At 61.2% G+C, this 11186-nt stretch carries 8 protein-coding genes, 1 tRNA gene and 1 pseudogene; 7 read left to right on the top strand and 3 right to left on the bottom strand.

What is annotated here, in order from left to right:
- Positions 1 to 72: 72 nt before the first annotated feature.
- Complete coding sequence (locus AX692_RS02095) at positions 73 to 2541, bottom strand: strawberry notch family protein (protein WP_073974253.1); 2469 nt, start codon at positions 2539 to 2541, stop codon at positions 73 to 75.
- A gap of 103 nt (positions 2542 to 2644) precedes the next feature.
- A complete protein-coding gene (locus AX692_RS02090) occupies positions 2645 to 3553 on the bottom strand; it encodes a DUF7146 domain-containing protein (RefSeq protein WP_073974252.1) in 909 nt (302 codons plus the stop codon).
- A gap of 127 nt (positions 3554 to 3680) precedes the next feature.
- On the opposite strand from AX692_RS02090, the gene AX692_RS18690 reads away from it, so the two are divergent.
- Positions 3681 to 4340: a lytic transglycosylase domain-containing protein gene (locus AX692_RS18690; RefSeq protein ID WP_081095072.1), complete on the top strand. Its 660-nt coding sequence runs from the start codon at positions 3681 to 3683 to the stop codon at positions 4338 to 4340.
- Positions 4341 to 4384: 44 nt separating this feature from the next.
- The gene (locus AX692_RS19940) at positions 4385 to 4564 is read left to right on the top strand and encodes a DUF5818 domain-containing protein (RefSeq protein WP_054729032.1); all 180 of its coding nucleotides are present in this window, start codon (positions 4385 to 4387) and stop codon (positions 4562 to 4564) included.
- On the opposite strand, the gene AX692_RS02085 is transcribed toward AX692_RS19940, so the two are convergent.
- On the bottom strand, positions 4552 to 5823 hold the full coding sequence (locus AX692_RS02085) for a tyrosine-type recombinase/integrase (protein ID WP_062902860.1): 1272 nt from the start codon (positions 5821 to 5823) through the stop codon (positions 4552 to 4554). The genes AX692_RS19940 and AX692_RS02085 overlap by 13 nt on opposite strands.
- Positions 5824 to 5917: 94 nt before the next feature.
- Here AX692_RS02085 and AX692_RS02080 point away from each other — a divergent pair.
- The 5 genes and pseudogenes from AX692_RS02080 to AX692_RS02060 form a co-directional block, all read left to right on the top strand.
- Positions 5918 to 5999: transfer RNA gene (locus AX692_RS02080), tRNA-OTHER, on the top strand.
- A 541-nt stretch (positions 6000 to 6540) separates the two neighbouring features.
- The gene (locus AX692_RS02075) at positions 6541 to 7734 is read left to right on the top strand and encodes a hypothetical protein (RefSeq protein WP_066546224.1); all 1194 of its coding nucleotides are present in this window, start codon (positions 6541 to 6543) and stop codon (positions 7732 to 7734) included.
- Between the two features lie 130 nt (positions 7735 to 7864).
- The gene (locus AX692_RS02070) at positions 7865 to 9937 is read left to right on the top strand and encodes a ParB/RepB/Spo0J family partition protein (RefSeq protein WP_066546227.1); all 2073 of its coding nucleotides are present in this window, start codon (positions 7865 to 7867) and stop codon (positions 9935 to 9937) included.
- Positions 9938 to 10010: 73 nt separating this feature from the next.
- A complete protein-coding gene (locus AX692_RS02065) occupies positions 10011 to 10226 on the top strand; it encodes a DUF6117 family protein (protein WP_066546230.1) in 216 nt (71 codons plus the stop codon).
- 41 nt (positions 10227 to 10267) lie between these two features.
- Positions 10268 to 11186 (top strand): annotated as a pseudogene (locus AX692_RS02060) (methyltransferase); the annotation flags it as partial.

Raw genomic sequence — 11186 nt, 5'->3', positions numbered from 1 at the left:
ACCTGCGTCTCTCGCCGCCACGCTCGACATAAACTGCGACTGCAAAGAATATGTTTAATGTGGAGCTCCACATTAGACATATTCGCGGGGGGAGAGATCGATTTCGAGCGCTTCACGTTCTGCATCGGAGAGATCAGCGAGGCGGCGATTGAGCATGGCTTCGGCGGTCGAGACGAGTTGCACTACAACCGCGTTGCCGTCGGCAAGTGCCGTATCAATCGCAGGCAGCAGGCTCGGCAGCTTCATCGATAGAAGGAGCTGCGCGAAGAAGCGCTGCTTGGTGCCTTCAAACACCGAGAGCGCCGCCGATTTGGCACCTGAATTCAGGGTATCGCCACTGTCAGTGTCGACGATCCGGGTTGCCTCGAGTGCCTCGCGCAGGTTGGCATGAATGATTGCCCAGGCGTCTGCATAGGCGTCATAAACCGTTACCTGATCGGGGGTCAGGCCATGCTCGAGAATCTCGTACTCAACTCCGGCGAATGAAAGTGCCCTCGCCGCGTACAGTCCGAGTGACTTCAGGTCTCGGGCGACCAGTTCCATTGCAGCGATACCGCCATCGCGGATGTCCGCGACGAAGGCTTCGCGATTGGCAAAAGCCGTTTCGGGACCCCACAGACCGAGACGGGTCGCATAGGCGAGATTATTGACGTCGGATGCCCCGGTCGCAGAAGCGTAGAGCACGCGGGCGCGCGGCAACAGATTCTGGATGCGAACACCGGCAATGCCCTGCTCCGATCCCTTGACCTTACCACGTGAGCCCTCCCCGCCAGCGGCGTTGGCCATCGCATGGGCTTCGTCGAAAACGATGACGCCGTCGAAGTCCTCTCCTGACCATTCGAGAATTTGCTCGAGCCTAGTCGCGTCGCTGCGGCCCGAGCGCAGTGTCGGATAAGTAACGAAGAGTATGCCCTCGCGCATCCCAATCGGGACACCGAGCTTCCACTGGCCGAGCGGCTGGATGTCGATGGGAAGGCCACCGAGCGCGCTCCAATCGCGGCGGGCATCCTCGAGCAAAGCTTCGTTCTTGGAGATCCAGATGTGGCGCCGTTCACCCCTCACCCACCGGTCGAGGATGACAGATGCGACTTGCCGGCCTTTGCCTGCGCCAGTTCCGTCACCAAGAAAGTAGCCCATGCGATAGGCGTGCCCCTCGGCGCTCGCCTTCAAGGCGCAGCCCTTGTCGTCGGGCTCGAACCGGCCTGGCAGATCGCGGGCATGGGCGCTTGCGGCATAGATCAGGGTCTCGGCCTGCGCAGCGGATAAGACGCCTTCAGCAATGATACTCGAAGGAAGCTGAGGCACCACTTCCGGCACGGGTGCGGTTATCGAACCCATTGCGACGGATTCTACCAGCGGGGTCGGGTGGGAGACCGCATTTGCAATTGAGATCCGGCTCGGTCGGTAAGGCAAATAATGCCCAACCTGGCTTTCGATCGGCGCAGGTGCTTCGAGCGGAGTAAATTCAAGCGGCAGTATCGACGGCGCCGCAGCGGCTGGATGGACCTTAAGTGGAACCGGTTTTGTCCTGTTCGCCACCAGTCGAAGCGGCAAGGCTGGCTTGATGCCGATGCTGGGCTCGGAGGGCAGGCTTACCCGGTCAGGCAGCATCTCGACCAGCAGATGAAGCTCGGCAAAGTTTGCAGGCTGGGCGATGATCGGGCTGGCAACATCATCAGCCTTGTCGAGAACCAGGAGCCGGGTAGAGATTGATGTGCCCTGCTTGACGAAACCTCGCTCGATCGTCGCGTTGAGGCGCAATGAAACGGGACCGGCAATCCCAGCAAGGAACTTCGGAAGCTCGAACCATTCGGGCATCACTGCGACCAGGCGGCCACCGGGCAGAAGGCGCTTCCAGGCAGAACGCAAATGGCGATCGCCAGTGCGACTATCGTGGCCCCTCTCGATACCGCGTGAATAGGGCGGGTTCATCAGCACCACGCTTGGACCCACGTCGGGCGTGAGAAGTTCGTCGATCAGTTCCCCGTCAAATCCAGTGACTGTCGCGTTCGGAAACACGGCGCCCAGGCATTCGCGGCGCAGCGGCGATATCTCGTTGAGAGCAAGACGCGCCGCTGCCTTTGCCGCCCATACGGCCAGCATCCCGGTCCCGGCCGAAGGTTCGAGAACCAGTTCGTTAACAGAAATCGCGGATGCCTTTGCAGCCATCCAGGCCAAACGGGGCGGCGTTGCGAATTGTTGCCACTCGATCTGCTCATCGCTCCGGTTGGACTGGGTCGGGACCAGGCGTTCGAAGTGCGTGAATGCCTCATCGGCGAAGCTGGACGACATCGCAGGTGAGAATTCAGTTGCCTGCGCCAGGAAAAGCACCTGCGCCAATTCAAGTGCGGCATGGGCATCACGTACGGACCAGCGTCCTTCGGCGTCGCTACCGCCGAAGTGATCGGCCATTGTTGCATTCACAGTGACCCGTGAGATTGCTTGATCTGCAGCGAGCCGCGCGGCCAGCGCCCTCGCCGCTGCCAACACTTGCGGCTCGGCTGGATCGGAGAATGCGAAAGCGGTATTTGCATGTGACATGAGAGACCTCCTGAAGAGGCCCTGGGTTTGTCCGGGTGTCCGTTCAGATGGATCCGTCCGGGGGCCTCACAAGGCCCCAAGCCCGCTTTCCTCTCACCGACATTCAGACCGCAGCTCGGACTGAGCGCATGAGCACATCATTCCAATCATCGCCGGTCTGCTGCGGACGCCTGGTGACAATCAGCCGCGCTTCGCAAGCGTAAGCGTTTCGCGCGCGCTCTTCAGCAAGGCGCCCACCCGCATCATTGTCGACAAAGAGATACAGCTGGCGCACCGATTCCGGGATTGTGACCTGTCCGAAGCGTTCGTTTCCTAGCGTCGCCCAGCAGGGAACCTTGAACATTTGCATCGCTGAGAGGGCCGTTTCGTTTCCTTCTGCAAGGCCAAGGCGTCCCCCATCCGGGTACGCGAAACGCACCGCGCCAGAACCGGGACTGCCTAACGCACGCCTGGGCTGATCGAAAGAAGCCAAGCTGGTTTTGTCGAGGTCGAGGAAGGAGCGGTGCAGCGCCAGAATTCCGGCATCATTGCGCACGGCCGCGATCATCGCGGGAAGAAACCGGACAGCACCCTTTGGCCCCAGCGGCATATGCGGGTGGAAACGCAGCTCCGGCGAAGAAATCGTGATGCCTCTGGACACGAGGTACTTTTCGGCGGGGCTGCCAGCGATGGTCGACGCCTCACGCCAGAGCCTCAGCGCATTGCGATTGGCGACATCCTCGCGCGGTTCGGCCACGATCGGACCACTCGTGCCATCAAACAGGTCCGCAATTCGTATTCCGAGCTCGGCCATGGCTTCTATCACCGCCTCGTTCGTGCAGCCGGCAAAGCAATGAACAAGGATTGCGCGCTTTCCGAGTGTGATGCTTAGCGAAGGAGTGCGGTCGTCGTGGGCCGGGCAACAGCACATTCCGCGCGAACGCGACCAGGTACCGCCTAGCTGCTCAACTATCTTGCGCGCGCGGTTTTCCAGTTGCAGACTTTGGAATCGGGATGATCGGTTTTGGCGCATGGGGGCATCTCCATCGTAACGTGCTTCCACCCGCGCAGCCTCCGCTCTGCGTCGCTGACGTTTCATTTTCCTACATCATATGTTCTATATATGTTCCATCCCGATTCGACCATTAAAGGATTCGGGAATGAGACTGAAATCGGCAGTAGCCGCAGTGGCAACGGCAGGACTTGGGTTCGTCCTCCCCGCTCACGCGCAGGAGCCGGAAGCCCCTCAGATGACCTTTGCCTCGGAGTTGACGACCGACGGCTTCCGCGTTGCAGAAGGAACCGATGGCTTTCGTCTCATCGAACACGGCATTTGGAGAATGCCTCCAGCGGGCTCGTCCGAGCCGCCGGCTACCGATGCGGGTCGAACCTATCTGCCCTATCGATATCCAAAGCCCCAGGGCAGCGCGCCATCGGGATTCCGTCGGGCAAGCTACCTTCCTCATGTTTACGCTGCTGAGGCTCAATACTCGCTACCAAGCGGCCTTCTCGACGCTCTTGTATGGACGGAATCACGATATAATCCGATGGCCATCAGCAAGGCCGGGGCCGCAGGTTTGGGCCAATTGATGCCAGGTACAGCGCGGGACCTTGGCGTTTCAAATCGCTTCGATCCCAAGGCGAACATCTTGGGTGCAGCCAGATATCTACGCCAGATGCTCGACAAATTCGGGGTAGTTCATCTCGCCCTCGCTGCCTACAATGCGGGCCCTGGCGCCGTCGAGCGGGCCGGCGGTATCCCACGCAATGGCGAGACACCGGCCTATGTGCGCGACGTGCTGCGTCATTGGCAATTTTGAGCAGGGGGTGGTTTGTGGGTTCCGGTCGAATACGCGTGTCGGGAATGCTGAGCCGCGGACGACGCGGAATGATCCTGACCACGAAATCGGACGAGGTTTGGATCGTCGAAAGCGAGGAAGTTACCGACGATCTCATCGGTTCGAACGTGATTGTCGAAGGCGTCGTTGCAGGCATGGATCGCCTACGCGCCGACTGGATTGGCGCGGGCAGTCATCTTTCTTGATTCTGGGGCGGATATTTCGCGACGAGCAGTAGAACCTCCCTACCCCACAGTGCGAGAGCTTCGCGTTTTTCATTCGTGTACTGATGCCGATGATAGACTCCGGCGACGCCAGCCATTGCCGAGCCGGACTGATGATTGAGAACGGCCTCTGAAACGACCAGCGGTATTCCAATCCTCTGCAGTCCGGTCGCCACCGTCCGGCGAATGTCATGCATGGTAAAATGAGCGGCTTCGTAGCCGAGTTTCTCGTCCACGCTTGCCCTTATCCGCTTCCAGGCCTTTGACAGCCCACTGACACTGTTTGTGCTGGTGACCTTGGATGCCAATAGAATTTGGGATTGCTTGTGAGCATCTTCAGGCGCGATCCCGGCGGCCGTGAAGATGTCGGTGACGACCTCGAGGGCCTGTGCGGATAAAGGCACCACATTTGCCTTGCCGTTTTTCGCTCTATCTCCTGGTACAGTCCAAACTTTCCCCTTGAAGTCGAATTCGTCGCAAGTGGCGTCGAGCACCTCTCCCCGGCGCTGGGCCGTGAGAATCAACATCTGCACAAGATGACCAAACGGATAGCCATCCTCGACGGCGGCTTGCCACAGTGCAGCGACCTCTCGATCGCTGAGCACCCGGTCGCGAGGCTCGCTCCTTTTTGGGCGCCAGGCGTCCCGGCACGGATTGGCTGGCAAATGTTCAAGTCTGGTGAGCGCCCATGAGTAGAACGTCGAAAGGTGCCGATAAACGATGCGAGCCATCGTCAGGGTTTCCTTGCCCCGCTCAAATGCGATCTTCTCTACGAAGCGGCTGACGTCGCTTCGGGTGATCGAATCGGCGAGGCGGTCGCCTAGCTCAGGTTCAATGTACTTGCGGAAAACCCGGTCGAACTCATTCGCGCTCCGCTTTTTGCCGACGATCTGTTGAGCCAGGTATGTCTCGTATAGTTCGGCGACGGTGCCGACACCCTTCGATCCCTTCCTCTTAGCTCCCGGCTTTCTGGCGATGCTTTTGCCTTGCTCAACATCGACGAGTAGGTCCCGTGCCTTCCGACGGGCGTGTGCAAGAGTGAAATTCGGGCCATGCCGCCCGATAGTCACGTTCAACCATTTACCTTGAACGCGCTTACGCAAGATATAAGTTTTGGTGCCGCTCGCTCCCATTCGGAGCCGCAGACCGGTCACGATGCCATCAGCGACCTCAATTTGCCCGCTCGCAGGCGCTTTCAAACCTGCGATCCGAGCATCCGTCAATCCAACTTTGTTCGCCATATGTCCCTGCTACCTTAGGTAGCTTTTTGTAGTGGATACTGGCGAACATTTCAAGAACAATGCGGACTATGAATCGCGGATTTCAGCCGTTTTTGGACGTATGCGGAAGCACGAGGACCCTCTGATTTCAGCTCTTAATCAGCGGGTCCTAGGTTCGAGCCCTAGTGCGTCCACCAAACTTCTCAATGACTTAGGTGCAAATATACACCCCTTCGAAGGGGCTGTCGAGGGCCACGTAATCGCCACGTAATCAACGTGTTTCGTAGGCTGGCGTAGTGGCTTGATTTTCGATGTGCGGGAGGAGGTTTCCTCCCTGGTCGAAGCCGCTGTGCGTCTTCTTCACACCCACCTCAGCGGGGACACCCCACAACGCCCCGAAACGAGGAGCGGGGCTGGCGACGCGCTCGGTCCCGTGCGCCGTTCCGGCGCACTCCTGCGGGCGCGGCGTTTCACCACAAGGGCCCCGCACGCACTCTGAACCGGCGGACATGAAACGAAGCGCAGGCTGGGAAAGCCGACAGGCCCCGCCTTTCCGCCTGCGCGAGCGATGACGCGATGCTCCGCCTCGTTCAGGGTGCAGTTTCTTGCTTTGGCGATTTCGCTGGCCGCTCGCGCGGTTGTAAGCGTTGAGGGGGAGAGTGAGAGTCTGGCGGGCTTCGCCGTGACGGGATGAGGGTCGAGAGAGAGGCTCCCGGCCAGCCGTCATGGAGATTTCCCATGGATATGCAGGTTCTCGATACGCGCCGCGACTCAAGCGGCGGCTATAAGGTGGATGTCTCGCGCGGCTCGCGCGTGGGTCGGGTGTCGTCGGAGTGGTTCTCGCGCCCAGATGATGAGCGGTTTCTGTCACTGGGCGATTTGGCCCGATCAGTGCGCGGTCGGTCTGACCGGAGCCGGACGCGCGTGGTCGAGACGGCGCTGATCCATGTCGAAGCAAACCGCAATGATCCGGAACGCCTGGCTCTCATGTTGCCGGGTGCCGAGGCACCGGTGACGCCAACCCACTGGAGCTTTGGGCAACTGGCCAGCCAGGTAGGCGCTCCTGCTACCTATCTGCGCCAACTTCCGGCGCCGCTCGCCGCGATCAATCTGCAATACGGGCTGACCTCCAACCGAGCCGAGCAGATCAAGACGCTCGAAACCGACAATGGCCGCCTCGAACTGCGCGCCGTGACCGGCCCCGACTACGGCCGGATCTACGACCATGAGCTTGTCGAAGCGGTGCAGAAGATCGCTGGCAACGGCACCGGCGACACACGCTGGAAGGTTCCGGGCGTGCTCGACTGGTCGACCGGGGTCTACAACCCTAACGTCGACATCTCGAAGGATACGACCACGCTCTATGCGTCGGATCGCGACGTCTTCCTGTTTCTGGTCGATGATCTCAACCCGATCGAAGCCGGGCGGCTGCCCGACGGATCGCCCGATCTCTACTTCCGCGGGTTCTATTGCTGGAACTCCGAGGTCGGCGCCAAGACGCTCGGCATGGCGAGCTTCTACCTGCGCGCGGTCTGCCAGAACCGGAACCTGTGGGGGGTGGAGGACTTCGAAGAGATCAGCATCCGCCACAGCAAATATGCGGCGAACCGCTTTGCCCACGAAGCCGAACCGGCGCTGCTGAACTTTGCCAATTCCTCGCCGCAGCCGTTCATCAACGGCATCAAGACCGCGCGAGAGCGAATTGTCGCCCGCAGTGATGAAGACCGTCAGGATTTCCTCCGGGCGCGCGGGTTCTCCAAGGCTGAAACCGGCCGGATCATCGAGACCGTCCTCGCCGAGGAGGGCCGCCCGCCGGAATCGATCTTCGATTTCGTGCAGGGCATCACCGCATTGGCGCGGTCCAAGGCCCATCAGGACGCCCGGCTCGACATGGAGGGCAAGGCCAAGAAGTTGCTCGACCGGGTGCACTAAGCCTCCCCGGGCCCAGCGTGTTACTCCTGCGTTGCGCTGCCTTCTCGAAAGTGAGAGGGCGGCGCTTCGCTTCGTGACGGGTTCGGGCCTGAGAGAGAGTCTTTCGGGCGGCCCGTCATGGAGAAACCCCATGACCAAGACATTGCCCAAGCTCGTGCTTAGCGCCTCGCGCGACATCCCGTTTTCGCAGCTGGTGCTGAGCCAGAAGAATGTGCGGCGCGTGAAAGCCGGCCTTTCGATCGAGGATCTGGCCGAGGACATTTACCGCCGGACCCTGCTCCAGAGCATCAACGTCCGCCCCTTGCTTGACGCCGACGGCAAGGAAACCGGCATGTTCGAAGTGCCGGCCGGTGGCCGCCGTTTCCGGGCCCTCGAACTGCTGGTGAAGACCAAGCGGATGGCCAAGGATCAGCCCGTTCCTTGCGTCGTGCGTGAAGCCGGGATTGCCGAAGAGGACTCGCTCGCGGAAAACGTCATGCGCGTTGCGCTGCATCCGCTCGACCAGTTCCGTGCCTTCAGCGCGCTGATCGAAGCGGGCCTGTCGGAGGAAGATATCGCCGCGCGGTTTTTCGTGTCTGTCTCGACCGTACGCCAGCGCCTTCGGCTCGCCTCGGTCTCGCCCACCCTGCTCGAGATCTATGGTGAGGACGGCATCACGCTCGAACAGCTCATGGCCTTCTCGGTCACCGACAACCACGCGCGCCAAGAGCAGGTCTGGGAACAGGTCAATCAGGGGCACCATGTGCCAGCTTACCACATCCGCCGCTTGCTGACCGAAGATGCGATTTCCGCAAGCGACCGCCGCGTCCGGTTCATCGGCATTGACGCCTACACCGAGGCTGGCGGCTATGTGATGCGCGATCTGTTCTCGACGGACGAGGATGGATGGTTGCAAGATCCCGCACTGGTCGAATTGCTGGTGAGCGAGAAGCTCAACGAACTGGCTCAGGAAATCGGTGCCGAAGGCTGGAAATGGGTCGAGGCTGCCGTCGACCTGCCCTATGGCTGCGAGCGCGGCAAACGCCGGATCGTCGGCACGACCGTTCCGTTGACCGACGACGAGCAGGCACGGCGCGATGTGCTGGTCGAGGAATATGACCGCATTGGCGACGACTACGGCGATGGCAGCGACCTTCCCGACGAAGTCGATGCGCGGCTGACCGAGATCGATGCCGAACTGACCGCCTTGAACAGCCGTCCCACGGTCTACGATCCGGACGACATGGTGCGTGCTGGCGTGTTCATTTCGCTGACCCACGATGGTCGCCTGCGGATCGACCGCGGCTATGTCCGTCCTGAAGATGAACCCGTCGCAGAAGGCCAGAATGACGGTGCGCACGAAACCAACCCCGACATGTCCGATGGCGCGACTGTCACCGTCGCAGGGCAAGCGGCGCCAATCGGCGGTGACGACGACGAAGATGAGGCGATCAAGCCGTTGCCTGACAGGCTCGTTTCCGAACTCACTGCTGAACGCACGCTCGCGCTGCGCGATGCACTGGCCAACGCTCCGCAGGCGGCGTTCCTCGCCCTTCTTCATGCGCTCGTCCTGGCGGTGTTCCGTCCCCACGGGACTCATGGCTGTGTGCAGATCGGCGTTACCCAGGCCTGGCTCGGCAATGTCGCACCAAACTTGCGCGAGAGTGTCTGGAGCCAGTCGATCCAGGCGCGGCACGAAAATTGGGGTGAAAGGCTGCCGGATGAACCACAGCCGCTGTGGGACGCCCTCGCCGCTATGCCGCAGGATGAGCAGATGGCGCTGCTCGCCCACTGTGTCAGCCAAGGCGTCAACGCGCTGTTTGAGCCGAGCAAGAGCTATGACGGACGCATCTCGGCGCACGGTGTGGCGCAGCGCATTGCCGCCGCCGATGCTCTGGCAGCAGTCGTCGGGCTCGACATGGCCGAGGCTGGCTGGACGCCAACGGTCGACAACTACCTCGGCCGGGTGACCAAACCCCGGATCATTGAAGCGGTCCGCGAAGCCAAGGGCGATGCGACCGCAGCCCTGATCGAACATCTCAAGAAGGGTGACATGGCGCGCGAGGCCGAACGGCTGCTGGGCGGCACTGGCTGGTTGCCTGAACCCCTGCGGTTACCGGTCATAGAAGCAAATGAAGCTGACATTGCGGACCTCCCCGATTTCCTCGCGGATGATGCCGAACAGGCGGACGCCGACGATGCCTTCGCAATCGCTGCCGAATGAACTTTGCTCGCGCGGGGCGGCCCCGGTCGCCCCGCGTGTCTTGTTCCCCCCTCACCGATGAAGGAGCCTTGCCATGGCAATTCCTGACCATGCCCGCGTCAATTTCGAGACGCTGCTGCAAGCGGCACAAGCGGGCGATCTCGCGCTGATGGAATGCACCGAGGTTGCCAGCGGCGAAACCCGTTACGTTCTTTGCGCCGTTGGCCGCAACGCCGGCGACTATGTGATGACACCGTTCGGGCACCTCGCGCCGGGCAATCCTTACGAGGCCTATATTCCGCCCGCCTGATCCGGCCTGCACTTCCCCAACTTCATTGAAGGAATTCCGACATGACCAACTCGCCTTTGGCGGGTGCCTCCGCGCGCCCACCTGCCGCTGCTTGCCCGCAGCAAACCGCTACCGCGATCATCACCGCAGCCCATGACCTGCTTGGTCACCTTGCCGCCGGTCGCCGGATCGACACGCCCGCCATTCGTACCGCCATGCAGTCCGCCTTTGGAGCAAGCGATGCGACAGGAGCCTGGGACTGGAAGATCGCCTACGAAGCCGTCGAGGTCGCGCAATTGCTGTTCATGCGCCGCTACGGCCTTGCGATCCATGCCAGGACCGCCGATCCGTTCGAACGCCTGAAACTGGTCGAACGGATTGCCCGGCTTGCCCCGACGCAAACCCGGCGCAGCGAGGAAATGCAGGCCTACCAGCAATTCTCGACGCCGCTGGGACTGGCATGGGTGACCGGGTTTGCTGCGGGCTTTCTGCCGGACGAACTGGTGCTCGAACCTTCTGCAGGCACGGGACTGTTGGCGGTACAGGCTGAATTTGCCGGATGCAGTTTGGCCGTGAACGAGGTTGCCGAAGTGCGTGCGGCCCTGCTTGGCAGCCTGTTTGCAAGCTCGCACGTGTCGATGCACGACGCCGCACAGATCCACGACCGGCTCGATGCAGCTGTGGTGCCGAGTTGCATCATCATGAACCCGCCATTCTCGGCAGCGCTGAATGTTGATTCACGTGTGGCCGACGCAGCCATCCGGCATCTGTCATCAGCAGTGGCGCGGCTTGCCGACGGTGGACGGCTCGTCGCGATCACGGGGGCCAACTGCGCGCCAGATCACAAGGCATGGCGTGATGGTTTCGTCCGGATGCAGGACAACGCCCGGGTCGTGTTCAGCGCGGTGATAGCGGGCAGCGTGTTCGGGGACTGTCAGGATTTCCGTGTGTGGCCGGGCATAATGGGCAACAAGGAGTCCC

The organism is Erythrobacter donghaensis (assembly GCF_001557325.1).
Classification (GTDB): Bacteria; Pseudomonadota; Alphaproteobacteria; order Sphingomonadales; family Sphingomonadaceae; genus Erythrobacter; species Erythrobacter donghaensis_B.
This window is presented reverse-complemented; position numbering and strand designations above follow the sequence as displayed.

Coding starts and splice junctions, on each gene's coding strand:
- AX692_RS02095 (WP_073974253.1), bottom strand. CDS start 2,541: ATGTCACATGCAAATACCGCTTTCGCATTCTCCGATCCAGCCGAGCCG.
- AX692_RS02090 (WP_073974252.1), bottom strand. CDS start 3,553: ATGCGCCAAAACCGATCATCCCGATTCCAAAGTCTGCAACTGGAAAAC.
- AX692_RS18690 (WP_081095072.1), top strand. CDS start 3,681: ATGAGACTGAAATCGGCAGTAGCCGCAGTGGCAACGGCAGGACTTGGG.
- AX692_RS19940 (WP_054729032.1), top strand. CDS start 4,385: ATGCTGAGCCGCGGACGACGCGGAATGATCCTGACCACGAAATCGGAC.
- AX692_RS02085 (WP_062902860.1), bottom strand. CDS start 5,823: ATGGCGAACAAAGTTGGATTGACGGATGCTCGGATCGCAGGTTTGAAA.
- AX692_RS02075 (WP_066546224.1), top strand. CDS start 6,541: ATGGATATGCAGGTTCTCGATACGCGCCGCGACTCAAGCGGCGGCTAT.
- AX692_RS02070 (WP_066546227.1), top strand. CDS start 7,865: ATGACCAAGACATTGCCCAAGCTCGTGCTTAGCGCCTCGCGCGACATC.
- AX692_RS02065 (WP_066546230.1), top strand. CDS start 10,011: ATGGCAATTCCTGACCATGCCCGCGTCAATTTCGAGACGCTGCTGCAA.